This window comes from Rhodococcus sp. IEGM 1306 (assembly GCF_036541985.1).
Taxonomy (GTDB): domain Bacteria; phylum Actinomycetota; class Actinomycetes; order Mycobacteriales; family Mycobacteriaceae; genus Rhodococcus_F; species Rhodococcus_F qingshengii.
Genome location: NZ_JAZHFF010000012.1, coordinates 13,158 through 37,905, shown reverse-complemented (window position 1 = coordinate 37,905; position 24,748 = coordinate 13,158). Strand labels below are relative to the sequence as shown.

Below are 24,748 nucleotides of genomic sequence, written 5' to 3'. Positions count from 1 at the left end.
CGCCTACTCCGCGATGACAGCGTGCGGGTAGTCCGCCGAACGGTGCTGGAAACGCGTAATGGCGGGATTCACGATGACGCCGTCACGGATTTCGATGGCGCGGTCGACGGTCTCGTCTGCCTTCCAGGCCGTCTCTCCTGCCATCACAGTGGGCAGGTAGGGAAGAAGTGATTCGCTGATCTCCCACGACGCGGAGTTCCACAGGTATGACGGACTGTGGTCGACACCGTAGTAGGTGATGTTGTCACCGACGATGAAGGTCGGCTCGGCAAACGAGGTGGGGCGAGCCCAACTGAAGCCCATGCCTTCGTCGCACGATACGTCCACGATGAGGCTGCCGGGTTGGAAGTCCATGAGGTCTTCCTCGGTCAGGAACGTCAGTGGGGCGTCCGTGTTCTGCAGTACGCAGTTGACGACGATGTCGTGCTCGGCCAAGAAACCGGGCACCGGCACGCTGTGGTTGTCGAGCATGACGTGGCTGCCACGGACGTCACCGTTGTTGTTGTCGAACGAGACCATGCGCGCCGAGTGGATGGGGGAGCTGACGGCGGTGACTCCACGCTGGGTGAGGACGTCCACTTCGTGGATACCGTGCGCCTTGAGTGCTGTGACCGCGCCGCGTGCAGTGGCTCCGAAACCGATCACGGCAGCGGTGAGACGCCGGCCGTAGTCACCGGTGGAACCGATCAACTGCAGGGCGTGCAGTACCGAGCAATAACCGGCGAGCTCGTTGTTCTTGTGGAACACATGCAGATTGAACGATCCGTCGCTGTGCCAGAAGTTCATGGCCTCGAAGGCGATGAGAGTCAGTTTCTTGTCGATCGCGATCTGTGTCAGTTCGGTGTCCTGGACACAGTGCGGCCAGCCCCAGAGAACCTGACCTGATCGTAGCTCGGCGAGGTCACGCACCAACGGCTTCGGTAGCAGAACCACATCGGTTTCCGCCAAAATCTGCTTGCGCGTGCGGATTCCGGCAACGAGGCGCGAGAGGTAGTCGTCGGAGTAGCCGAAGGGGTGACCGTAGCCTTCTTCGAGGTAGATCCGAGAACGTAGTTCGGCATCGATGCGATCGAAATGCGCAGGATGGATCGGCAACCGGCGTTCTGCCGGTTTGCTCGACTGTCCGATGACTCCAAGGGTGCGTGCGTTGTTCAATTGTGTATCTCTCGATAGGAGCAGGTAGAGATGTCAGGCAGGAGCCTGAGGGACTAGCAGAAGCCGCAGGAACGCTGGCAGATTGCCTCGGCCAGGACCGCGTGAAAGCGTGCTGGCTGCGCTGCTGTCGATCGCCGACGGCAACAGAAAGGCGCGTCGGTATGTGCTCAGTCTAGTCCGGAACGGCCCTCACCCGGTGGCCGGGCGCTGTGTTGTGCTCCGCTGACGTGTGGCTACTGCTCGCGCAGGCGTGAATCCAGTACGGCCAGTTGAATTTTGCTGGCGTCCGCGTGTACCTGACGTCCTTTGTCGGTGACGTCGACGAAGACTCCGCGCCGGTCGGCCTCGCACAGTGCTCGCTGAACCAGTCCGGCCTTCTCGAGACGGGCCACGCTACGGGAGAGCGCGCTGGGACTCAGGTACATCTCCGAGGCAAGCTCCTGCATGCGTGGACGTTCGCACGTGGCGTCCATGAGTCGGTCGAGAGCCTCGAAGTCGCTCATGCTCAGCCCATGCGCCGACTGCATCTGGCGATCGAGTTCGCACGCGATGTCGTTGTAGCTGGTCGACAGCGAGCGCCAGGTGTTGCGCAATTCGGATTCCGACGTCACGACCGCATTCTAGTTGAAGACTCGATTACGTGCAATTGCATTAAATGCTTGTGCATTATGTGCATGTGCATCTATTCTCGCTGACGTGACTTGCACAGACTCGACACTCAAACCATTCGATTCGCCGGACGCCCCGGTTTCTACGGAATCCTCGGATCCGGCCACAGGGGAGGGCTGGTCCCTCAAGCTGTGGGGCATCCTCGCGGTGCTCTGCCTCGTGTTGTTCCTCGACGGTCTCGATGTGTCGATGGTGGGCGTCGCGCTTCCGTCCATCGGCAATGAACTGGGCCTGTCCACTACCTCGCTGCAGTGGATCATCAACGGCTACGTCCTCGGATTCGGCGGCCTGTTGCTACTCGGTGGACGTACCGCCGATCTTCTCGGGCGCAGGAAGGTCTTCCTGATCGCACTGACCGTGTTCGCAATCGCCTCGCTGGTCGGTGGCCTTGTCGACAACGGAACACTGCTGATCGCATCACGATTCGTGAAGGGATTGGCTGCGGCCTTCACCGCTCCGACCGCAATGTCCATTCTCACCACGACGTTCAAGGAAGGTCCGGCCCGTAACCGTGCGCTGTCGGTGTTCTCCGTGTTCGGCGCCAGTGGTTACTCGTCCGGTCTGATCCTCGGTGGGCTGTTGACCAGTGCCGGTTGGCGATTCACGTTCCTGATGCCGGTTCCGTTTGCCGTCATCGCGCTGATCGGTGGGTACTTCCTCATTCCGCGGGACCGTCCCGCAGATACCGGGGGACACGACCTCGTCGGCGCCGTCACCCTGGTGACGGGAATGCTTCTCACGGTGTACACGATGGTTTCGGCTCCGACCCGTGGATGGGCACACCCGATGACGCTGGGTTCGTTCGCCGTCGCAGCCGTGCTTCTGGCGACGTTCTTCTTCGTGGAGAAGAAGGTGGCGCATCCGCTTGTGCGACTTGGGCTTCTGCGCGTCGGCACCATCGTTCGTGCAAATCTGGCCATCATCGCGCTCTTCGGTTCCTACCTGAGCTTCCAGTTCATGATGACGATCTTCCTGCAGTCGGCCCTCGGCTGGTCGCCCCTGAAGATGGCGATGGCACTGCTGCCCGCGGGCATCATCGTCGCATTCGGATCGCCGTTCGTCGGACGGCTGGTCGACCTGTACGGCAGTGCCAAGCTCATCATCGCGGCACTGACCTCGCTCAGCGTCGGGTACCTCTGGTTCCTCTTCGCGGGCAGCGATTCACCGTCGTACGTCGTGGCGATTCTGCCGAGCGTCATCCTGCTCGGACTCGGATTCGCGCTGGGGTACACCTCGATCATGGCCCAGGCCACCTCGGGTGTCGACGACTCGGAGCAGGGTTTGGCGTCCGGGCTGGTGAACACCTCCGCTCAGGTCGGTGCGGCGCTCGTGCTCGCTCTGACCACTGCCCTCGTGACCGCTGGATCGCACACCGCGTCCGGCGCCGGTACCGCCGGATTCGAGCAGTTCCATCCCGGACTGATCCTGGTTACCGGAGTCGCGCTGGTGGGCTTGGCGATCACCGTCTCGCCGCTGTTACGTGGAAGGTCGCAGCGGGGAAGATCCGTGCGTGAAAGGCGCGCTGAGGAAGAAAAGGAATTGGCCGAGGTCAACTGAATACTTGCTTCATCCGCGAATGCGCTCGGCCGCGTAGGAGACAATCCTGCGCGGCCGAGTTGCTGTGTCTGAACTATCGGGTGGCAGATTTCAGGGCAGCGTCTTTCAGTGCTACGTCGAAGCTCGTCGACGTAGCTTGCGAACCGAGAATCAAGGCAAGGCGCACCAACATGGCTTCGCGGTCGGACGGATCAGCCTGATCGAGTGCGTTCGACAGTGCCAACCAGACGTGCTCGCGATGGCCCTCGTCGTCGACCACCGCAGTTGTCGCCGACTGTGCCGTATCGAAGTGCGTCGGCGCAGTGCCGGCGGTGAGGTGTTTGGCCACGTCGTTCAATTGCGTGGGATCGCTGATGCGGCACAGCGCCAGTCCGTCGGGCCGAATCACGAAGATCTCGCCGACACGTGCGCCGAGGGCAGATGCGAGATTGCCTTCGGCATCGGGAACCGTGGAGTCGGTAGTTCCCACGGTGATCACGCGTACGGTTTCCGGTGCAAGGGCCTGAGCAAGGATTTCGGCTTGCGTGTCGAGTTCGGATACCAGCTCAGCTGACAGTCCGAAAGCCAGCAGGCCGAATCCAGTACCGCGCAGACTGTTCAAGGAGGTAGATGAACCGTCCGCCGAGACCTGGACGACCCTGTCTTCCAACGGATCGCCGGGTAGTACGCCCTCGGCGCCCGCAGCTGTGGGCCACGTCAGCGGGGAGAGCCGGGCGTGCGTCGCACTCGACTGGCGCGGGTTGATGAGGTGCGCGAATTCGCTTCGCTTGGTGGCGAGTTCGAGTACGGCATCGCGGGTGGTCCGGTAGCCGTGACTTCCCGGCGACATGATGAGCGTCGACTTGCCTGCGTTGTCGACGTTCTGCCGCCATGCGCTGCGACGTTCCTTCGAATACGCGTCGAGGATGGTGGAATCGGCAGCTCCGTTGATGACGGCGGCTAGTTGCCACACCAGGGTCTCGGCGTCTTCCATGCCCGAGTTCAGGCCGCGAACACCGAAGATCGGAACGAGATGCGCGGCGTCGCCGGCAAAAAGCACACGGCCGTGAGTGAAATCTTCCAGAGCGAGTGCGTGGGCGCGGTAGAAGCCGAACCATTCCAGGGTCCAGGGGATGTCGCTCTGGAGCCATTCGAGGTGACGCGTGATGCGGTCACGGATGCGATCTTCTTGCGTCTCCGCTTCCGGATCGTCCGAGGCGTCGAGCTGGTAGTCGATGCGCCAGATGTCCCGTGGTTGGCGATGCATGATGATCGTGGACCCCGGGTTGCTGGGTGCGTCGAACCACACCAGACGCTCGGCCGGGAGTTCCGATTCCCAATGAATGTCGGCAATGACGTAGTTGCCCTCGTAGCTGTTGCCCTGCAAGCGGATTCCGCTGAGTTCGCGCATCTTGCTGCGTCCACCATCGGCGGCAACGACCCACGCCGCGCGCAGTTCGCGGGTTCCGAACGCGGTGTCGACGGTCAGAGTCACCTCGTCGTCACCGACGGAGATGCCGGCGATCGACGACGACCAGTGGAAGTTCACCAGTGGGTGAGCGAGCAGCTTGTCGGTCATGATCTGCTCGAACTCGGATTGCGAGACGTTGACCATGGGTCCACGCGCGTCGTGCTCGGCGGATGCCATGCGGAACTGCAGTACTTCCTGATCGCGGTAGTAACTCCGACCACCCACCCACGGCAGAACGATGTCTTCGAGCTCGGCACCGAAGCCGAGGCGTTCGGCAACTTCGAGGCTGTGGCGTGACACGCAGATCGCGCGACTGCCGAACGAGACCTGATCGGCCGCTTCGAGAATCGTGACGGCAATGTCGCGCTGCGCCAAGCCCATGGCTACGCCCATGCCGACGGGGCCGGCTCCGACGATCACGACGGGAAGTGCGTCGGCCGAAGGCGCCAGGGAGGCGAAGTCCTCGGGTGCGTACTTCTTCGGATGAAAGTAGGTCGACATGGTCACGAGGCTTTCTGTGCGGCAGTGTTTTTCGGGATCAATTGAGGTTCCGGGAGCAGCAGGATGGAAACCAGGCTGATCACGGCAATGATCACGAAGTAGACGGTGATGGCGAACGAGGTGTCGAAGGCGGCGTAGAGCGCGGTGGCGATCATCGGGGCCAGACCGCCGCCGAGGATTGCGCCGATCTGGTAGCCGAGTGACGCTCCGCTGTAGCGGATGTGTGCGGGAAACAATTCGGCGAACAGTGCCGCTTGTGGGCCGGCGCAGCAGCCGAGCGTGAAGCCGAGGGCGATCATCGATACGAGCATCACCGGAACGATCGCTGTGTCGATCAGCGGAAAGAACACCGCTGCCGCCACTACCAGGGTGATCGAACTGCGGATGTAGACGGTCCGGCGTCCGAGAGTGTCCGACTTGTGAGCGCTGAAAGCCATTCCCGCCATCCAGAACGGGCAGGATGCGATGAGAAGAAAGAGCATCGTGGTCTTGCTGAAGCCGAGTTCGGTCTCGCCGTACTTGAGGACGTAAACCATGTACGCGTACGCGATTCCGTTGGTGGCGATGAAGGTTCCACCGGCGAGGAGCACAGTCTTCCAGTGTCTGGTGAGAACCTCGAGAATCGGCATGGACTCCGCCGGTGCCTCGGACTTCGACGCGGTGAACTCGTCACTTTCCTCGAGGCCGAGACGGATCCACATCGCAACGCCCACCAGAACTGCGCTGAGCAGGAATGGGATTCGCCATCCCCAGGAGTTGAATGCATCGTCGTCCATGAAGGCGGCGAGGGGGAGATAGACGAGATTGGCCACCAGTACGCCTGCGGGAACACCGATTTGTGGTGCGCTGCCGTACAGCCCCTTCCTGCCCTCCGGTGCGTTTTCGGTGGCGACCAGAACTGCGCCGCCCCACTCGCCGCCGACACCGAGTCCCTGAACGAATCGCAAGGTCACCAGGAGTATGGGGGCAAAGACGCCGATAGCGGCGTAGTTGGGTAGCAGCCCGATGGCAACGGTGGCGCAGCCCATCAGCATCAACGAGGTGACCAACATGGATTTGCGTCCGATGCGGTCGCCGAAGTGGCCCATCACGATTCCGTCGATGGGACGCGCGACGAATCCGACGGCGAGGGTGGCGAAGGCGGCGAGGGTGCCGGCCAGATCGGACGTGCCGGGGAAGAACTGCTTGCCGAGCACGAGTGCGGCGGCGGTGCCGTAGATGAAGAAGTCGTACCACTCGATGGCGGTGCCGACAAAGCTGCCGAGGGCGGCCTTACGCGCCTTGACCGTCGCGGCGGCGCGCGTTGCGGTCGGTGAGGCGATGGAGGTCATGAAGTGCCTTTCGAGATGAATGTGGCTTGAAGAAACAATGACGTGCGCCACAACAATTGAAAAGCGAAAGAATTGGAGGTTCTTGCACGGAAAATACGTGGAACCAGCTCCGCTGCCTGGTAGCGGGACTATTGGGCAGGTTCTGAGGGTGAAACGAATTCTATGAAAGCGCGTGCGACGCGGCTGAGGCGAGTGTTCTGGTGCCAAGCGAGAACTACGTGCACCGACGGCACTGCGGGGGAAGCGATGGTCTTGACGACCACCTCGAGCCCCTCGTACGTGACGTCGATCTTGGGCCGCTGGAGTAGCAGCGTCCAGCCGAGGCCACGGCCGACAAATGCCCTCGCCGTCTCGAAGTTCGCAGTTCTGTAGGCAACCTTCGGGGCGAATCCGCCTGCGCGACAGACGTCGAGCGCGTGTTTGGTGCTCGGCGGCGCGTCGAGGAGAACCATCGGGTGTTCCGCGAGGTCCGGAAGATGGATCGGTCGCTCGGACCGCGCGAGTGGGTGTTCTGCACCCAGGACGATCAAGGGTTCGCGGATGGCCAACGGAACTGTGCGCAATTGTGGAGACAGGTCCAGGTCGTAAGCGATCGCGAGGTCCAACTCGCCGTTCTCGAGATGTGTCTGGAGCCGATTCTGAGTGTCCTCGCGGAACTCCACCTGCGCGTCAGGATTCTCACGGGTGAACCCGGCGATCATCGACGGCAACACCGTCGGCCCCAGAGCGGGATAACAGCCGATCGCTATGGGCCCCGACACGCTTCCGCCGGTTCCGAGCGCATCGGATTCGAGTTCCCCGGCTTGCTGAAGTAGCGCCCGGGCGCGCACCAGAACGGATTCACCGGTGCGGGTCAGTTGAATGCCGAATGAGCGACGGCGAACGCACAGTTGAACTTTGAGCGCGCGTTCGAGTTCGGTGAGCGCCGCGGACAGGGCGGAAGGAGAGAGGTGCAGGCGCTCGGCCGCGGCACTGATCGTTCCGGTCTCGGCTACCGCGACAAACGCAGCAAGCTGACGCATCGTGTACGTGGGAGCAGGATCGATGCGAGGCATGAGATCGACAGTAGTCGGGTAGATTGCCCTGAATATTTTGGTGTGGCACCGTGAAGAGGTCGACGATCAATCGCTGACCTGCGTCTTCGTGGTGCCCCCGGCAGGATTCGAACCTGCGACCTTTCGCTCCGGAGGCGAACGCTCTATCCCCTGAGCTACGGGGGCGCACCGAACTTTCGGTGTGCCGATTGGGCTGCGTTAGCGTAGCGCATCACGGGGGGACAAGACCAAACCGGCACCCGTCTCGGCATGGCGTCCTCGCGTGAGGTAGTCGAGGATGCGGCCGGGGACCATGGTCGTCGAATCATCTGTACCGACTGACTCGGATGCTTTTTACGCCTAGGCTCGGCTCTGAGCACAGGCTCGGGCGGACTGCTCGGGCACCCTCGTGAGGTACGGGAGTCGTTGATGACCGATCACCACTATTCCGAAGACCAGCTCGCGCTCGACCTGAAGTGGTGGGCAGCGGCCAACTACCTGACCGTCGCGCAGATCTATCTGAAGGACAACACGCTTCTGCGGGAACCGTTGCGTGCCGAGCACATCAAGCCCCGACTGCTCGGGCACTGGGGGACCAGCCCCGGCTTGTCGATGATCTACACGCTCCTCAATCGGCACATCGTCGCCACCGGCGCAGACTGGCTTTACGTGACCGGTCCCGGGCACGGCGGTCCGGCGCTGGTCGCGTCGACGTATCTCGAGGGAACGTACTCGGAGATCTATCCGGAAGTCTCGGACGACGCCGAGGGCATCCACCGGATGTGTCGGCGATTCTCCGCTCCCGGCGGAGTGCCCAGCCATGTGAGTGTGCAGACACCCGGAAGCATCCACGAAGGCGGCGAGCTCGGCTACGCCCTTGCCCATGCGGCCGGCGCTGCCTTCGATCATCCGAACCTCGTGGTGGCCTGTGTGATCGGCGACGGCGAAGCGGAGACCGGGCCGTTGTCCGGCTCGTGGAAGCTCCCGGCGTTCCTGAATCCACGACGCGACGGCGCGGTGCTGCCGATCCTGCACGTGAACGGTGCCAAGATCGCCGGGCCGACGGTCTACGGACGCAGCAGCGACGAAGACATCCAGGCCTATCTTGGTGGACAGGGGTGGGCGCCGATCGTCGTCTCCGGTGACGACCCCGACGCGGTGTTTCCTCAGCTGTATCAAGCGATCTCGCAGGCGCACGAGAAGATCCGCGAGATGCAGGGTGCCGCACGCCGCGGAGAGGAGTGGACGGGTTCGTGGCCGGCAATCGTGTTGCGGACGCCGAAAGGATGGACCGGTCCACACACCGTCGACGGAATCTTGGTCGAGGGCACACATCGTGCGCACCAGGTGCCGTTGTCCGGCGTGCGAAGCAACGAATCACATCTGCGGCAACTCGAAGAGTGGATGCGGTCGTACCGTCCGGACGAGTTGTTCGACGCCAACGGATCACTCGTCGCGGAACTGGCGGCGCTGTCGCCGACGGGGGACAAGCGCATGGGGAGCACTCCCTACGCGAACGGTGGACGACTTCGCGTCGATCTCCCGATGCCGCCGCTCGAAAAGTACGCGCTTCCCATCCAATCCCCGGGTTCGACCTTCCACGAGACGACGCGAGTTCTCGGCGAGCTTCTGCGCGACATCTACGCCGCCACGGAAACCGAGGACAGCGGCGGGATCTTCCGACTCTTCTGTCCGGACGAGACGTCGAGCAATCGCCTCGGCGCCGTATTCGAGACAACCGATCGCTGCTGGCAACTGCCGATCACCGACTACGACGACGGGCTGTCCGCGGACGGTCGTGTCATGGAGGTCCTCAGCGAGCACCTCTGCGAGGGATGGCTCGAGGGCTATCTGCTGTCGGGCCGACACGGGATGTTCGCGAGCTACGAAGCATTTGCGATGGTGAGCGTGTCGATGCTCATCCAGCACGCCAAGTGGCTCCAACATGCCGTCGACCTGCCGTGGCGGGCGTCTGTTGCTTCGCTCAACGTGCTGTTGACCAGTACGTGCTGGCGCAACGATCACAACGGATTCAGTCATCAGGGCCCCGGCATGATCGACGCCGTTATTCCCTTGGCACCCAGTGTGATCCGCGTGTGGCTGCCACCGGATTCCAACACGTTGCTCTCGATCTCGGATCACTGCCTGCGTAGTACCGACCACGTCAACCTGATAGTCGTGGACAAGCAACCGCACCTGCAGTACCTCACGCTCGAGCAAGCGCACGAGCACTGTGCGGCGGGCGCTTCGGTCTGGGAATGGGCCGGAACCGAGGCTCGCGGACAGGAACCGGACGTGGTCCTGGCCGCCGCGGGAGATGTGCCGACGCAGGAGATCCTGGCTGCTGCACAGTTGCTGCGCGATCACACACCCGAACTGATCACCCGCGTCGTCAACGTCGTCGATCTGATGGCCTTGCTGACGCCAACCGAGCATCCCCACGGATTCGGGGAGCGGGTCTTCCTCGATCTGTTCTCTGCGCAGACCGACGTCGTGTTCGCATTCCACGGATACTCGCGTGCCGTGCACGAACTGATTCACGGGCGTCCGAGTCCCGAGCGCTTCCACGTTCGCGGATTCAGTGAACAGGGAACAACCACAACACCGTTCGACATGGTCGTCCTCAACAAGATGAGCCGCTACCACCTGGTGATCGAGGCGCTACGACGCTCCAAGCGTCGGCCGGCCGGGGCGTCCGAGTTGGCGGAGTTCTGCCGCACACAGCTCGAAAAGCACTCGCGTTACATCGTCGAGCACCTCGAAGACATGCCGGAAGTAGAAAACTGGACCTGGTCCTGAAATTCAGGACCAGGCCCAGTTGGGTCTGAACATTCTCGGCTCAGTTCAGTTCTGCTCAGTTCATGGGCAGTGGCATTGCGCCGCGAGCTGCCAACATGTCGGTCATCAGCTTGGACTCGCTCTGCTGCGTGTTGACCATCGTCTGCGCCAGGCTGCGCACCGGCCCCTCGGTGGCGTCGGCTGCTGCGTACTCCATCATCGGAAGCCCACCTTCGTGGTGACGAAGCATCAGCTGCAGGAACAAGGTGTCGAGTTGCAGACCTTCCGCTGCGCGGAGAGCCGCAAGGTCCTCGGGGGACGCCATGCCGGGCATGGTGTCGACCGGCCCGGAATGACTCATGTCCATCGTGGCCGAAGTCCCGTGCGATCCATGGCCGGAGCCCGAATCCGACGACATCCACTCCATGTACGGGCCCACCTTGGACAGCGGCTGATCCCACATGGTCAGCCACGCCTGCATCTGACCGAGCTGGTTCTGCTGCGTGGTCAAGATGTCGAACGCCAGCGTGCGTACGTCGTTGTCCGTGGACTTCGTCAGGGCGATGGACGCCATGTCGACGGCCTGGCTGTGATGCACGCTCATGTCCTGCGCGAAGCCCACGTCCACCGAATCCGAAGCCGGAACGGTCAGTGACGACTTCGCATCGGGTCCGAGGAGGTTGGTCAGTGCGCCGAGCGCAAAACCGACGGCGATCGCGCCGATCAGACCGATGATCAGCAGTGCGGTGCGCTGACTCGGCTTCGAAGACTGATCGGTGTTCGTCGAACTATCCACCGGCGGGAATCTGTTCGTCGGTGGCCGGGGTAGCGCCCGTGCCGTCCATCTGGATGGCGTCGGCGCCCGGAGGTGTCGGATCGAACGGCGACGTCGACGGAGTGAACAGCGGGTTGGTGCAGCTCGCGCCGACCTCGGGGTAGACGTTCGGGTTCTGGTTCAGCGCAGTGATGAACTGATCGATGCGATCGTCGTCGGCCTTGTCGATCTCAAGGCGATGGCCCCACGACTGCAGAGAAATGGGGCTGCTCTGACCGGGGTACGGCGACATCAGCATGTAGGACTTGCCGTTCACGCGTCCGGCGAGACTGTCGATCTGGTCCTGGTCGACGAGATCGGGATTGTACGTGATCCAGATGGCGCCGTGCTCGAGCGAGTGGACGGCGTTCTCGGTGCGAATCGGGTCGGCGTACACGGTTCCGGTGCAGTTAGCCCAGGTGGCGTCGTGCGGGCCACCGAACGGCGGGGTCTGGTCGTACGCCACGCGCTGAGTGGAATCGACGTGCTGGCCGGCCGGGTACTCGATCTTGAGGACGCCGTCGATCTTGTCGGACGGATCCTTGTTCTCGGAGCTGTACTTGTACGGCTCGAGGGCCTGCCGCTCCTCGACCTTGGGCCACAGATTGATACCGAGCACGGCGATGAGTGCGAGCACAGCCACACCGGCGCCGATCGACAGCCAGGGGATCTGGCGGGGAGCGGGGACGCCGCCCTTGCCCTTCTTGGCCGGCCGACTGTTCTTGTTGGCGGCCTTGATGGCCTTGGCTGATTTGGCCCCGGAGTTCTTGTTGGGACCGCGACTATCGGAACCGCTTGGCATCGATTGGGCTCTTTCGGTGTGTGGGCTTGAGGTGTGGCGCGCCCGCGCATGAAGGTACGCGGTGGTAGCTCGGGCATTACCACTGTACTTTCCGAGTCTGAGGGCAAACTTTGAGAGTGGCGTGCGACACGCCACAGCGGCCCCGCGCACGTTCACGGAGAGCGAGGCGTGAGGCGAGTCTCCACTTCCGGTGTGCAGGCAATAGGATGAATACCTGTGACTCCAGCTGACCTTGCCGAACTGCTCCGCGGAACCGCAGCGAGCGTCCTTGCCGATCGTGGCCTCGACGTATCCGTGCTACCCGAAACCCTCACCGTCGAGCGACCACGCAACCCCGAGCACGGCGATTACGCCACCAACATTGCCATGCAGGTAGCCAAGAAGGTCGGCACGAATCCCCGCGAGCTGGCGGGCTGGATCGCCGAAGCCCTCACCGCTGCCGACGGAATCGAATCCGCCGAGATCGCCGGGCCCGGCTTCCTCAACATTCGGTTGGACAAGGACGCCCAGGGCGCGATCGTCGTGTCGGTTCTCGAAGCCGGTGCGTCGTACGGCTCGGGTGACTCCCTCGCCGGCAAGAAGATCAACCTCGAATTCGTCTCCGCCAACCCCACCGGACCGATTCACCTCGGTGGAACCCGTTGGGCCGCAGTCGGAGACGCGCTCGGACGCATTCTGTCCGCGCAGGGTGGTTTGGTAACACGTGAGTACTACTTCAACGATCACGGTGCCCAGATCGACCGCTTCTCGCGTTCGCTGATCGCTGCAGCGAAGGGTGAACCTGCTCCCGAAGACGGTTACGCCGGCGCGTACATCGCCGACATCGCCGCCTCGGTTCTGAAGCAGCGTCCCGACGTCATGGATCTGCCTGCCGACGAGCAGCAGGAAACCTTCCGCGCCATCGGCGTCGAATTGATGTTCACGCACATCAAGCAGACCCTGCACGACTTCGGCGTCGACTTCGACGTCTACTTCCACGAGAACTCGCTCTTCGAATCCGGTGCGGTCGAGAAGGCCGTCGAATCCCTCAAGGGTTCGGGCAACCTCTTCCACGAAGACGGTGCGTGGTGGCTCAAGAGCACCGACTACGGCGACGACAAGGACCGCGTCGTCATCAAGAGCGATGGCAACGCCGCCTACATCGCCGGTGACATCGCCTACTTCCAGAACAAGCGCGCCCGTGGGTTCGACCTCTGTATCTACATGCTCGGCGCCGACCATCACGGTTACATCGGCCGTCTCAAGGCTGCCGCTGCCGCATTCGGCGACGATCCGGACACCGTCGAGGTGCTGATCGGCCAGATGGTCAACCTCGTCAAGGACGGCACTGCCGTCAAGATGAGCAAGCGTGCAGGCACCGTCATCACCCTCGACGACCTGGTCGAGGCAATCGGCGTCGACGCCTCGCGTTACGTCATGATCCGCTCGTCGGTCGACTCGAGCATCGACATCGACCTCGACCTGTGGACCAAGACCAGCAGCGAGAACCCCGTCTACTACGTGCAGTACGCGCACGCACGCCTCTCGGCGATCGCTCGCAACGCCGCAGACCTCGGTCTGTCCGCCGACGCGAGCAACCTCGCCCTGCTCACCGTCGAGCAGGAGGGTGACCTCATCCGCACGATCGGCGAGTACCCACGCGTCGTGTCGAGCGCTGCGAATCTGCGTGAGCCGCACCGTATTGCCCGCTACCTCGAAGAACTCGCGGGTGCGTACCACCGCTTCTACGGCGCGTGCCGCATCCTTCCGCAAGGCGACGAAGACGCCACCGACGTGCACCGCGCGCGTCTGGCTCTCTGCGCCGCCACCCGACAGGTCCTGGCCAACGGTCTCGAACTGCTCGGCGTCACCGCACCGGAGCAAATGTGAACGCGCACCCCGCCGGCCCCAAGCACGCCGAGCAGTTGCAGGCCCCCGGCTTGCCCGACCGTCCGACCAGCCCCGAAGCCTTCGGCGAACTCTCACCGCAGGTGTGGCCGCGCAACGCTTCTCGTGGCGACGACGGTGAAGTGACCCTCGCGGGTGTCAAGGTCGGTGAACTTGCCGAGAAGTACGGCACTCCGTTGTTCGTCATCGACGAGGCCGACTTCCGCTCGCGCTGCCGTGACATGGCCCGCGCCTTCGGCCCGGATGCCAAGGTGCACTACGCATCCAAGGCATTCCTCTGTGGCGAGATCGCACGCTGGGTCGCCGACGAAGGCCTCTCGCTCGACGTCTGCTCCGGCGGCGAACTGGCGATCGCGTTGCACGCGGACTTCCCGGCCGAGCGAATTGCCATGCACGGCAACAACAAGTCAGTCGCCGAACTGGCCGCTGGTGTCGCCGCGGGCGTCGGACACGTCGTGCTCGACTCGTCGATCGAGATCGACCGACTCGATCGTGTCGCCGGTGAGGCCGGTGTCGTTCAGGACGTGTTGATCCGACTGACCGTCGGCGTCGAAGCGCATACCCACGAATTCATCTCCACCGCACACGAGGACCAGAAGTTCGGTTTCTCGCTGGCCGGGGGAGCGGCGATCGACGCGGTCCGTCGCGTTTTCGCCGCCGAAAACCTGCGACTGGTCGGCCTGCACAGCCACATCGGTTCGCAGATCTTCGACGTCGACGGTTTCGAGGTGGCAGCGCACCGCGTGATCGGTTTGCTCCGCGACGTCGTCACCGAGTTCGGAGTCGAGAAGACCAAGCAGATTTCGATCATCGACCTCGGCGGCGGCATGGGGATCTCGTACATCCCCTCCGACGACCCGCCGCCCGTCGACGAACTGGCAGCAAAGCTCGGCCACATCGTGCGCAACGAGTCAGCACTGGCCGGATTGCCGGAGCCGACGCTTGCCGTCGAACCCGGCCGCGCCATCGCCGGACCTGGCACGGTGACGCTCTACGAGGTCGGCACCATCAAGGACGTCACGGTGGGTAGCTCGCTGACACGCCGCTACATCAGCGTCGACGGCGGGATGAGCGACAACATCCGCACGTCCCTCTACGGTGCGGAGTACGAAGCCAAGTTGGTTTCGCGAACTTCCGAGGCTGATCCCGTCGTTGCACGTATCGTCGGTAAGCACTGCGAGTCCGGTGACGTGGTCATTCGGGACACCTGGATGCCCGAGGACGTCGGGCCCGGTGATTTACTAGCGGTAGCAGCGACCGGTGCATACTGCTATTCGATGTCGAGCAGGTACAACCTGCTCACCCGCCCAGCCGTGGTGGCGGTGCGTGACGGAGTCTCACGCGTGATTCTGCGGAGGGAAACAGTGGAAGATCTGCTCAGCTTGGAGGTATCGCAGTGACGAGCGAATCGGCGCATCGCGCTATCGGTGTGGCCGTTCTCGGCCTCGGCAACGTCGGGAGCGAGGTCGTCCGGATCATTCGTGAGCAGGCCGAGGAACTCGAAGCTCGCGTCGGCGCCCCGTTGGAACTGCGGGGGGTTGCCGTCCGCCGTATCGGCTCGGACCGCGGAATTCCCGAGGAACTGCAGACGACGGACGCCGAGTCCCTGGTCGGTCGTGACGACGTCGACATCGTGGTCGAGGTGATCGGCGGAATCGAGCTCCCTCGCAAGCTGATTCTCTCTTCCCTCAACTCCGGCAAGTCGGTCGTGACCGCCAACAAGGCGCTGCTCGCGGACCACACCGGTGAATTGGCGGAGGCTGCAGAGGCCAACTCTGTCGACCTGTACTTCGAGGCCGCTGTTGCCGGCGCGATCCCCGTGATCCGCCCGCTCACACAGTCGTTGGCCGGAGACCGTGTCAACAAGGTCGCCGGAATCGTGAACGGCACCACCAATTTCATCCTTTCGGCGATGGACGAGACCGGCGCCGACTACGAAGAGACCTTGGCCGAAGCCGGACGCCTCGGATACGCGGAAGCCGACCCGACCGCGGACGTCGAAGGCTACGACGCCGCGGCGAAGGCAGCGATCCTCGCGTCGATCGCGTTCCACACCCGCGTCACTGCCGCGGACGTGTACCGCGAAGGAATCTCCACGATCACCTCCGCCGACCTGGCGTCGGCGAAGGCACTCGACTGCACGATCAAGTTGCTCTCGATCTGCGAGCGCATCGTCACGCCCAAGGGCAAGGAGCGGATTTCCGCTCGCGTGTACCCGGCGCTGGTTCCGCTCAGCCATCCGCTGGCCTCGGTCAACGGCGCGTTCAACGCCGTTGTCGTGGAAGCAGAGAACGCCGGCCGGCTCATGTTCTACGGCCAGGGTGCAGGCGGCGCCCCCACCGCTTCCGCGGTGATGGGTGACCTGGTGATGGCTGCGCGCAACAAGGTTCACGGCGGACGCGGCCCCCGCGAGTCCAAGTACGCCAAGCTCAAGGTCGCCCCGATGGGCGACATCCTCACGCGCTACTACGTGAACATGGAGGTCGCGGACAAGGAAGGTGTGCTGTCCGCAGTCGCCGCCGAGTTCGCCAAGCACGGCGTGAGCATCTCCGTCGTCCGCCAGGAGGGCGCCGGCGCCGGCGCGCGTCTGGTGGTCGTCACTCATGTAGCAACCGACGCGGCTCTCTCCGAGACCGTGGCGGCCCTCAACGAACTCGAATTCGTCACCGCTGTGACCAGCGTGCTGCGACTGGAAGGCACTGAACAATGACCGGCATCGTCAACCCCGTCCACAAGGCATGGCCGGGTCTCATCGAGGCATACCGGGACCGTCTCGCGATCGGTGACAACTGGAAGACCGTCACCCTGCGCGAAGGCGGCACCCCGCTCCTGCCGGCCGGCCACCTCTCCGAGATCACCGGCTGCGACGTCTACCTCAAGGTCGAGGGTCTCAACCCCACCGGTTCCTTCAAGGACCGCGGCATGACGATGGCCGTCACCGACGCCTTGGCCCGTGGCCAGCGTGCAGTTCTGTGCGCGTCCACCGGCAACACCTCCGCCTCGGCCGCTGCGTATGCAGCCAAGGCCGGCATGACCTGCGCCGTGCTCATCCCGCAGGGCAAGATCGCCATGGGCAAGCTTGCGCAGGCAGTCATGCACGGTGCCAAGATCATTCAGGTCCAGGGCAACTTCGACGACTGCCTCGAGCTGGCACGCAAGACCACGGCCGAGTTCCCCACCATCGGTCTCGTCAACTCGGTCAACCCGGTGCGCATCGAAGGCCAGAAGACCGCGGCATTCGAGATCATGGACGTCCTCGGCAAGGCTCCCGACGTGCACGCTCTCCCGGTCGGAAACGCCGGTAACATCACCGCGTACTGGCGCGGATACTCCGAGTACTACGCGGACGGTCTGACCACGGTCAAGCCCCGCATGCTCGGTGTCCAGGCAGCCGGAGCGGCTCCGCTGGTCAACGGTGCACCCGTCAAGGATCCCGAAACCATCGCCACCGCAATCCGAATCGGTTCTCCCGCGTCCTGGAACGGCGCTGTCGCCGCGAAGGAAGAGTCGAACGGTGCATTCCGTGCCGCCACCGACGAGAAGATCCTCGAGGCTTACCGTCTGATCGCCGCCACCGAGGGCGTCTTCGTCGAACCGGCGTCGGCAGCCAGTGTCGCCGGCCTGCTCGCCGCACGTGCAGAGGGCTGGCTCGAGCCGGGCCTGACCGTCGTGTGCACGGTGACCGGTAACGGTCTCAAGGATCCTGACACGGCTTTGAAGGGTATGCCGAACGTCGAGCCGATCGGTGTCGATCCCGTTGCCGTCGCGGCTGCCCTCGAGCTTGCATAGTGTCCGTGGATTCATCGACCACTCCGCGGAATCCGGTGTCTGACATGACTATAACCCTGCCTATCGGCCTTTCGGTGACTGCTCGCGTCCCGGCCTCGAGTGCAAACTTGGGGCCGGGGTTCGACACCCTCGGTCTGGCGTTGGGGTTGTACGACGAAATCGTAGTCACCACAACGGATTCAGGCCTTCAGATTCGCGTCGAAGGTGAAGGCGCTGCCGACGTGCCCTGGGGTCCTTCGCATCTCGTGGTCCGCGCCATCGAGCGTGGTCTCGAGGCGGCCGGAGTGTGGGCCAGTGGCCTGGACGTGTTGTGCCGCAACGCGATTCCACATTCGCGCGGGTTGGGATCCTCGGCTTCCGCGGCTGTCGGTGGATTGGCAGCAGCCAACGGTCTGGCGCGCGCCCTCGATGCCGAGATCGGCTTGACGGAAGAGCAGTTGGTTCAACTCTCGTCCGAGTTCGAAGGTCACCCGGACAACGCGTCTGCCAGTGTTCTCGGTGGCGCAGTCGTCTCGTGGAGTTGCCCACCGGTCGTCGAAGGCGACGAGCCGATCTACTCCGCGGCCAAACTCGACGTCCATCCCGACATCCGTGCTGTGGCACTGGTTCCCGAGGAGCGGTCGTCCACCGCACACACTCGCGGGCTCCTGCCCGAATTGGTTCCGCACCAGGATGCCTCGTTCAACGCGAGCCGCAGCGCGCTCGCCGTCGTTGCGCTCACTGCTCGGCCCGATCTGTTGATGGCGGCCACCGAGGATCGCCTGCATCAGGCACAGCGCGCACCCGCGCTTCCGCTCACGACGCGATGGATCGGGATCCTGCGCGAGGCGGGCATTGCCGCGACTGTTTCGGGAGCCGGCCCCACCGTGCTGGCGCTCAGCACAGAACCTTTCCCCGCCGAACTCGCGGAAGCGGCGCGGGCAGACGGACTACGTGTCCTCGAATTGGACATCGCCGACGGCGTCGAAGTATCCACGACGACGGTCTGATCCCTGCCTTGGTCCAGGTGATCGCCCACTACCGATCGGTAGTGAACTGACACACCCAGTCGTCCAAATTCTTGCCGGACTCAGGTTTGGGCGCTATCCTGGGCTATGTCCGTACATCGTGCGCGTCAGTCGCCGGTGCATCACCAGGGGGCAAAACTCCTTCCCAATCGGGGTCCACAGTCCTTGGCATGATTCTCGCAGGCATGATCCTCACGCTTGTACCTTCTCCGAAGGTTTGAATCCTCCGCGGATCGAACACTCAGAGGTTCCATCACTCAGGGGTTCAACACACGGGGGAGTGAATCGTCGACGAAGGCGCGTTGGGCAGGTTTGCGGGCGCATGAAAAGTTTGAGGCGAGAGTTTCCGACAATCATGTGACGGCGGACAAGCCGGCAGTTCTGGACAGCAACCACGTACGGCACCACCGAGTTCGGTATTCAATCGAACTGCGGGACGAACCCTCGACTTTGCGCAGTGCGAGTGAGGGAAGGAAAGGACCTCCGTGACCGATACGGACCTCATCGCCACTTCTGCACCCGCCGGGTCGGAATCAGGCGACAATTCTCAGGCGTCATCTTCAGCATCGAACGGTGCGGTGGCGACCTCCACGAAGCGTGCCGAAACGCGCCGTGGTGCCGGACTCTCCGGCATGGTGCTCACCGAACTCCGCACTCTTGCGGGAGAACTGGGCATCAAAGGCACTTCCGGCATGCGCAAGGGTGACCTGATCGCAGCCATCAAGGAGCGCCAGGGCGGCAGCGCGAAGGCTGCACCCGCACAGAGTGAACTCACTCTCGACGACGCACCCGTTGCGCGCACTCGTGCCAAGAGCACTCGCGCCGCACGCACCGAAACCCCCGCAGCCGAAACAGCTCCGGCAGCTGAGTCGGCTCCTGCCGAGGCCGCGCCTGCGCGTACGGAATCCGCCGAGGATTCCGATCAGAGCGCACCCCGTCGCGGACGTCAGCGTCGTGGCGCCGCTCGTCGTGCAGGTTCACCCGACCAGGGTGAACTGAGCATCGAGCAGGAAGCTCCTTCGGCGAAGTCCGACGCGGACACCGCGAAGGCCGCCGATTCTTCGAAGGTCGCCGAGACCGCCAAGGCCGAGGCTCCGGCCGAGCGTCCTGCGCGCACCGAGGGCAAGTCCGACGCTGATCAGGCTCCCGCCGAGCAGGGCAACGAGCGTCCCCGCCGCGAGCGAAACCGGGACAACCAGGGCCAGCGGGACAACCAGGGCCAGCGCGAGAACCAGGGCAACCGGGGCAACCAGGATCGCCAGGATCGCCAGGATCGCGGCAATCAGAACAACGCCGGCCAGAACAACGCCGGTCCGCGTACGGACAACCGCAACAACGGACCGGACGACGACGAAGAGGGTGGACGCGGACGCCGCGGACGCCGTTTCCGCGAGCGCCGTGGCCGTGGTCGCGATCGCGGTGAGGGTGGCGCACCCAACGATTCACGCGAGACCGAGATTCGTGAGGACGACGTCCTGCAGCCGGTCGCCGGCATCCTCGACGTCCTCGACAATTACGCCTTCGTGCGTACGTCCGGGTACCTCGCCGGTCCCAACGACGTCTACGTCTCCATGAACCTGATCCGCAAGAACGGCCTTCGCCGTGGCGACGCCATCACCGGTGCCGTCCGCGTCTCGCGTGACGGTGAGCAGGGCAGCCAGCGTCAGAAGTTCAACCCGCTGGTCCGTATCGACACGGTCAACGGCGGCGACGTCGAGGCCGCGAAGAAGCGCCCCGAGTTCAACAAGCTCACGCCGCTGTACCCGAACCAGCGTCTGCGCCTCGAGACCGAGCAGCACATTCTCACCACGCGTGTCATCGACCTGGTGATGCCCATCGGTAAGGGCCAGCGCGCCCTCATCGTGAGCCCGCCCAAGGCCGGTAAGACCAGCGTGTTGCAGGCGATCGCGAATGCCGTCGCCACCAACAATCCTGAGTGCTACCTGATGGTCATCCTCGTGGACGAGCGTCCCGAGGAAGTGACCGACATGCAGCGCAGCGTGAAGGGTGAGGTCATTTCCTCCACCTTCGACCGCCCGCCGGGAGATCACACCGCAGTTGCCGAGCTGGCAATCGAGCGTGCGAAGCGCCTGGTCGAGATGGGTAAGGACGTCGTCGTACTGCTCGACTCCATCACGCGTCTGGGTCGTGCGTACAACAACTCCTCGCCGGCGTCGGGACGCATCCTCTCCGGTGGTGTCGACTCGACGGCGCTCTACCCGCCGAAGCGTTTCCTCGGTGCTGCCCGCAACATCGAGAACGGTGGATCGCTCACCATCATCGCTACCGCAATGGTCGAGACCGGATCCACCGGCGACACCGTGATCTTCGAAGAGTTCAAGGGCACCGGCAACGCCGAGCTCAAGCTCGATCGCAAGATCGCCGAACGCCGCGTGTTCCCGGCCGTGGACGTCAACCCGTCCAGCACGCGTAAGGACGAGTTGCTCCTGAGCCCGGACGAAGCTGCGGTGCTGCACAAGCTCCGCCGCGTCCTGTCCGGTCTGGACTCGCATCAGGCCATCGATCTGCTGATCGATCGACTGAAGAAGAGCAAGAACAACCTCGAGTTCCTGATGCAGGTCTCCAAGACCGCACCGGGTGCGATCGACGACTGATCGATTCGACGTCAAAAGGCCTACAACCAGCTGGTTGTGGGCCTTTTGCGTGGGCGGAACAAAACCGAGCGACAGTGCGTTGACAACTTCGTACAGCCACCCCGAGTCGTGCGAGACGCGGATTATCCGGTGAGGTACCGCATCTGGCATACTGAACGGCCGAGTCCGGTTCCGGTTCACGATGTCGATTGGCGACGTCGACCCGGCGACCATTGAAAGGGACACCATGAAGGCAGGAATCCACCCAACCTACGTAGCGACCACCGTCGTCTGCGGTTGCGGTAACACGTTCGAGACCCACAGCACCAAGGAGTCCGGACGCATCAACGTCGAGGTTTGCTCGCAGTGCCACCCGTTCTACACGGGCAAGCAGAAGATTCTCGACACCGGTGGACGCGTCGCTCGCTTCGAGGCTCGCTACGGCAAGCGCGCAGACAGCAAGGTCCCGGCCACCGAGTCCTAGCTGTTCCGCCGACGCCCGATCTGCCATGCGCAGATCGGGCGTCGGCTTTTTTGTGCCTGCACTCGGTTTGCGCGTTTCCCGGGTCCCGGCGTCGAAATACCTTCAAGCGCGCACCGTAGGAATCGAAACTCAGAGCGGAGCGAACCATGGCAGGCGCAACCCAGCCCTCGGCCATCGACGACATCTTGGCGGAGCACGCCGGTCTCGAAGCGCAGATGTCCGATCCGGCGCTGCACAACGACCCTGCCGCTGCCAGGCGCGTCGGTAAACGGTTCTCCGAGCTCTCGCCGATCATGTCGACGTACAACAAGCTCACCGCTGCGCAGGACGATCTGGAAGCCGCGCGCGAACTAGCCGCCGACGATTCCAGCTTCGCCGCCGAGATCCCCGATCTCGAAGCCGAGGTCGCGCAGCTCGAGCAGACGCTTACCGATCAGTTGGCGCCGCGTGATCCGCATGACGGCGACGACATCGTCCTCGAAGTGAAGTCCGGTGAGGGCGGCGAAGAATCCGCGCTCTTCGCCTCGGACCTGGCCCGCATGTACGTCCGCTACGCGGAACGGCATGGCTGGCGCGTCGAGATTCTCGACGCGACGGTCTCCGATCTCGGCGGATACAAGGAAGCCACGCTGTCGATCAAGAGCAAGTCGGACACCCCGGACGGAGTGTGGGCGCGGCTGAAGTTCGAGGGCGGCGTTCACCGCGTCCAGCGAGTGCCCGTCACCGAATCCCAGGGACGCGTTCACACTTCGGCTGCCGGCGTTCTGGTCTACCCGGAGCCCGAAGAGGTCGAGCAGGTCCAGATCGACGAAAGTGACCTGCGTATCGACGTCTACCGTTCGTCCGGCAAGGGCGGTCAGGGCGTCAACACGACCGACTCTGCTGTCCGAATCACGCACCTTCCGACCGGCATCGTCGTCACCTGCCAGAACGAGCGTTCGCAGCTCCAGAACAAGGCGCGCGCCATGCAGGTCCTTGCAGCCCGTTTGCAGGTAGTCGCCGAGGAAGCCGCGGACGCTGAAGCGTCGGCAGGTCGCCAGAGTCAGGTTCGGACGGTGGACCGTTCGGAGCGCATCCGCACCTACAACTTCCCCGAGAACCGCATCACCGATCACCGCATCGGATTCAAGTCGCACAACCTCGACGCGGTGCTCGACGGTGAGCTCGACGCACTTCTCGATGCATTGGGCAAGGCGGACCGAGAGGCGCGTCTCGCGGCCGAGTAGATGCAGACCATGACTGACCTCCATCCCGCCGGGAACTCGGTGAACCGCGTGTCGGTCGAGCGTGGCAGGCTGTACCCGTGAGTCGACTTCCACTTCGTTTGGCGCTGATCGAAGCTGCAAAACAGCTCGACGCCGCAGGTGTGCCCAGCCCACGCACCGACGCCGAGTTGTTGGCATCCCACCTGCTCGGGGTCGAACGCACGCGTCTCGGGCTGATTCCGTTGGTCGATCCCGAGGTCATCGCGGCGTTCGACGAGTTGGTTGCGCAACGGGTGAAGCGGATTCCGTTGCAGCACATCATCGGAGTCGCGTCGATGGGCAACATCGACGTCGCTGTCGGGCCGGGTGTCTTCATTCCGCGGCCGGAAACCGAACTGCTCATGGGTTGGGCACTCTCGTTCCTCGAAGGTTGCGGAAGCAAGCCGCCGGTAGTTCTGGACCTGTGCACGGGATCGGGTGTACTCGCGCTGTCCATCGCCGAGGCCCGTCCGGACGCCGTCGTTCACGCCGTGGAGAAGGAGCCCGCCGCCCTGGCGTGGGCGCGTCGTAATGCTGCCGACCGCGAGGCAGCCGGTGATACACCGATCCATCTGCATCAGGGCGATGTCACCGATCGGAACCTGTTGCCAGGGCTCGAGGGCGGCGTCGATCTGGTCGTTTCCAATCCGCCGTACATCCCCGAAGGCGCGCAATTGCAGCCTGAGGTCATGGATTACGACCCGCACACCGCGTTGTTCGGTGGCGTCGACGGTCTGTCCGTCATCAAACCCATGATCAGCAACATCGCGCGGTGGCTTCGAATCGGCGGCGCGGCAGGCATCGAGCACGACGACACCAACGGGGACGGCGTCGCTGCGCTGTTCTCGGCGCGCCGGGTATTCGGCGAGGTCGCGCAGCATCCAGATCTTGCCGGTCGTCCGCGATTCGTCGTCGCCAGACGTGTCGCCACCGACGTCGAAGCACAGCGGAATCGAACGCCCGAAGCGCAGAGTGAAAGGATGGCTGAGTGAGTACCGTGTACGACTGCAGTCAGACAGATTCCCGAACCGCAGGCTTGGCCGCCGCGAAGAACGCGCTCAAGGCCGGCCGACTCGTAGTTCTCCCTACCGACACCCTTTACGGACTCGCCGCCGACGCGTTCGACAGCGAAGCTGTCACGAGTCTGTTGCGCGCCAAGGGACGCGGGCGAGACATGCCCGTCCCGGTTCTGGTCGGATCGTGGAACACCATCGACGGGCTCGTCTACAGCGTGCGCCCGCAGGCACGGGATCTGATCCGCGCATTCTGGCCCGGCGGACTGAGTTTGGTCGTCGAGCAGGCGCCTTCACTTGCCTGGGACCTCGGTGACACCCGCGGAACCGTCATGCTCCGCATGCCCTTGCACCCGGTTGCTCTCGAACTGTTGCGCGATGTCGGACCGCTTGCCGTCTCGAGCGCCAACATTTCGGGGCGTCCGCCGGCAACTACCGTCGAGGAAGCCCGAGATCAGCTCGGCGGATCTGCCAGCGTGTATCTCGACGGGGGCAAGGCCGAACACGCCGTTGCTTCCACGATCGTCGACCTGACCGGCAATTCACCGCGTATCTTGCGAGTGGGTGCCGTCTCGGCAGAATCTATCGCCGAGGTATTGGGCACCAGTCCGGAAAGTCTCGTAGAGGGAGTTTCGTAAC

19 protein-coding genes and 1 tRNA gene are annotated in these 24,748 nt (G+C 63.6%); 12 read left to right on the top strand and 8 right to left on the bottom strand.

Annotation, left to right across the window (positions count from 1 at the left end; genetic code table 11):
• Positions 1–3 precede the first annotated feature (3 nt).
• Together V3587_RS26150 and V3587_RS26145 are read right to left on the bottom strand one after the other, a co-directional pair.
• On the bottom strand, positions 4–1,155 hold the full coding sequence (locus V3587_RS26150; RefSeq protein ID WP_003941354.1) for a N(5)-(carboxyethyl)ornithine synthase: 1,152 nt from the start codon (positions 1,153–1,155) through the stop codon (positions 4–6).
• A 233-nt stretch (positions 1,156–1,388) separates the two neighbouring features.
• A complete protein-coding gene (locus tag V3587_RS26145; RefSeq protein WP_003941367.1) occupies positions 1,389–1,766 on the bottom strand; it encodes a MarR family winged helix-turn-helix transcriptional regulator in 378 nt (125 codons plus the stop codon).
• A gap of 85 nt (positions 1,767–1,851) precedes the next feature.
• Here V3587_RS26145 and V3587_RS26140 point away from each other — a divergent pair, with 85 nt between their 5' ends.
• The gene (locus V3587_RS26140) at positions 1,852–3,381 is read left to right on the top strand and encodes an MFS transporter (RefSeq protein ID WP_054781940.1); all 1,530 of its coding nucleotides are present in this window, start codon (positions 1,852–1,854) and stop codon (positions 3,379–3,381) included.
• A 73-nt stretch (positions 3,382–3,454) separates the two neighbouring features.
• Here the strand turns inward: V3587_RS26140 and V3587_RS26135 are convergent, their stop codons facing one another.
• The 4 genes from V3587_RS26135 to V3587_RS26120 all read right to left on the bottom strand — a co-directional run bounded on the left by V3587_RS26135 (position 3,455) and on the right by V3587_RS26120 (position 7,883).
• On the bottom strand, positions 3,455–5,332 hold the full coding sequence (locus V3587_RS26135; RefSeq protein WP_283377545.1) for an FAD-dependent monooxygenase: 1,878 nt from the start codon (positions 5,330–5,332) through the stop codon (positions 3,455–3,457).
• Between the two features lie 2 nt (positions 5,333–5,334).
• A complete protein-coding gene (locus tag V3587_RS26130) occupies positions 5,335–6,663 on the bottom strand; it encodes an MFS transporter (protein WP_283377537.1) in 1,329 nt (442 codons plus the stop codon).
• 128 nt (positions 6,664–6,791) lie between these two features.
• The gene (locus V3587_RS26125) at positions 6,792–7,718 is read right to left on the bottom strand and encodes a LysR substrate-binding domain-containing protein (protein ID WP_030537328.1); all 927 of its coding nucleotides are present in this window, start codon (positions 7,716–7,718) and stop codon (positions 6,792–6,794) included.
• 89 nt (positions 7,719–7,807) lie between these two features.
• Positions 7,808–7,883, bottom strand: a tRNA-Arg gene (locus V3587_RS26120).
• Between the two features lie 243 nt (positions 7,884–8,126).
• On the opposite strand from V3587_RS26120, the gene V3587_RS26115 reads away from it, so the two are divergent.
• A complete protein-coding gene (locus V3587_RS26115; protein WP_003941371.1) occupies positions 8,127–10,496 on the top strand; it encodes a phosphoketolase family protein in 2,370 nt (789 codons plus the stop codon).
• A gap of 55 nt (positions 10,497–10,551) precedes the next feature.
• Here V3587_RS26115 and V3587_RS26110 read toward each other — a convergent pair whose 3' ends face one another.
• Both V3587_RS26110 and V3587_RS26105 read right to left on the bottom strand, forming a co-directional pair.
• A complete protein-coding gene (locus V3587_RS26110) occupies positions 10,552–11,271 on the bottom strand; it encodes a DUF305 domain-containing protein (protein ID WP_047270160.1) in 720 nt (239 codons plus the stop codon).
• Complete coding sequence (locus V3587_RS26105) at positions 11,264–12,091, bottom strand: DUF3105 domain-containing protein (protein ID WP_003941378.1); 828 nt, start codon at positions 12,089–12,091, stop codon at positions 11,264–11,266. The genes V3587_RS26110 and V3587_RS26105 overlap by 8 nt, the downstream gene beginning before the upstream one ends.
• A gap of 216 nt (positions 12,092–12,307) precedes the next feature.
• On the opposite strand from V3587_RS26105, the gene argS reads away from it, so the two are divergent.
• From argS to V3587_RS26055, 10 genes are all read left to right on the top strand, one after another.
• On the top strand, positions 12,308–13,960 hold the full coding sequence (gene argS, locus V3587_RS26100) for an arginine--tRNA ligase (RefSeq protein ID WP_003941360.1): 1,653 nt from the start codon (positions 12,308–12,310) through the stop codon (positions 13,958–13,960).
• On the top strand, positions 13,957–15,378 hold the full coding sequence (gene lysA / locus V3587_RS26095; RefSeq protein ID WP_283377536.1) for a diaminopimelate decarboxylase: 1,422 nt from the start codon (positions 13,957–13,959) through the stop codon (positions 15,376–15,378). Before argS ends, lysA begins: the two co-directional genes overlap by 4 nt.
• A complete protein-coding gene (locus V3587_RS26090; RefSeq protein ID WP_007726192.1) occupies positions 15,375–16,688 on the top strand; it encodes a homoserine dehydrogenase in 1,314 nt (437 codons plus the stop codon). The genes lysA and V3587_RS26090 overlap by 4 nt, the downstream gene beginning before the upstream one ends.
• Complete coding sequence (gene thrC, locus V3587_RS26085) at positions 16,685–17,767, top strand: threonine synthase (RefSeq protein ID WP_003941280.1); 1,083 nt, start codon at positions 16,685–16,687, stop codon at positions 17,765–17,767. The genes V3587_RS26090 and thrC overlap by 4 nt, the downstream gene beginning before the upstream one ends.
• A 44-nt stretch (positions 17,768–17,811) precedes the next feature.
• Positions 17,812–18,756 (top strand): homoserine kinase, encoded by a 945-nt coding sequence (thrB, locus tag V3587_RS26080; RefSeq protein WP_116056459.1) that lies wholly within the window; start codon positions 17,812–17,814, stop codon positions 18,754–18,756.
• 503 nt (positions 18,757–19,259) lie between these two features.
• Positions 19,260–21,389, top strand: a complete 2,130-nt coding sequence (gene rho / locus V3587_RS26075; protein ID WP_058227676.1) for a transcription termination factor Rho — start codon at positions 19,260–19,262, stop codon at positions 21,387–21,389.
• A 226-nt stretch (positions 21,390–21,615) separates the two neighbouring features.
• Entirely contained in the window at positions 21,616–21,852 is a 237-nt protein-coding gene (gene rpmE / locus V3587_RS26070) for a 50S ribosomal protein L31 (RefSeq protein ID WP_003941310.1), read from the top strand.
• Positions 21,853–21,998: 146 nt separating this feature from the next.
• A complete protein-coding gene (gene prfA, locus V3587_RS26065) occupies positions 21,999–23,078 on the top strand; it encodes a peptide chain release factor 1 (protein ID WP_003941341.1) in 1,080 nt (359 codons plus the stop codon).
• A gap of 77 nt (positions 23,079–23,155) precedes the next feature.
• On the top strand, positions 23,156–24,088 hold the full coding sequence (gene prmC, locus V3587_RS26060) for a peptide chain release factor N(5)-glutamine methyltransferase (protein ID WP_054186744.1): 933 nt from the start codon (positions 23,156–23,158) through the stop codon (positions 24,086–24,088).
• Positions 24,085–24,747 carry an L-threonylcarbamoyladenylate synthase gene (locus V3587_RS26055; protein ID WP_003941345.1) on the top strand — a complete coding sequence of 221 codons (663 nt, stop codon included), beginning with the start codon at positions 24,085–24,087 and terminating at the stop codon, positions 24,745–24,747. The genes prmC and V3587_RS26055 overlap by 4 nt, the downstream gene beginning before the upstream one ends.
• Position 24,748: the final 1 nt, after the last annotated feature.

Coding starts and splice junctions, on each gene's coding strand:
- V3587_RS26135 (WP_283377545.1), bottom strand. CDS start 5,332: ATGTCGACCTACTTTCATCCGAAGAAGTACGCACCCGAGGACTTCGCC.
- V3587_RS26130 (WP_283377537.1), bottom strand. CDS start 6,663: ATGACCTCCATCGCCTCACCGACCGCAACGCGCGCCGCCGCGACGGTC.
- V3587_RS26125 (WP_030537328.1), bottom strand. CDS start 7,718: ATGCCTCGCATCGATCCTGCTCCCACGTACACGATGCGTCAGCTTGCT.
- V3587_RS26115 (WP_003941371.1), top strand. CDS start 8,127: ATGACCGATCACCACTATTCCGAAGACCAGCTCGCGCTCGACCTGAAG.
- V3587_RS26105 (WP_003941378.1), bottom strand. CDS start 12,091: ATGCCAAGCGGTTCCGATAGTCGCGGTCCCAACAAGAACTCCGGGGCC.
- thrC (WP_003941280.1), top strand. CDS start 16,685: ATGACCGGCATCGTCAACCCCGTCCACAAGGCATGGCCGGGTCTCATC.
- thrB (WP_116056459.1), top strand. CDS start 17,812: ATGACTATAACCCTGCCTATCGGCCTTTCGGTGACTGCTCGCGTCCCG.
- rpmE (WP_003941310.1), top strand. CDS start 21,616: ATGAAGGCAGGAATCCACCCAACCTACGTAGCGACCACCGTCGTCTGC.
- prfA (WP_003941341.1), top strand. CDS start 21,999: ATGGCAGGCGCAACCCAGCCCTCGGCCATCGACGACATCTTGGCGGAG.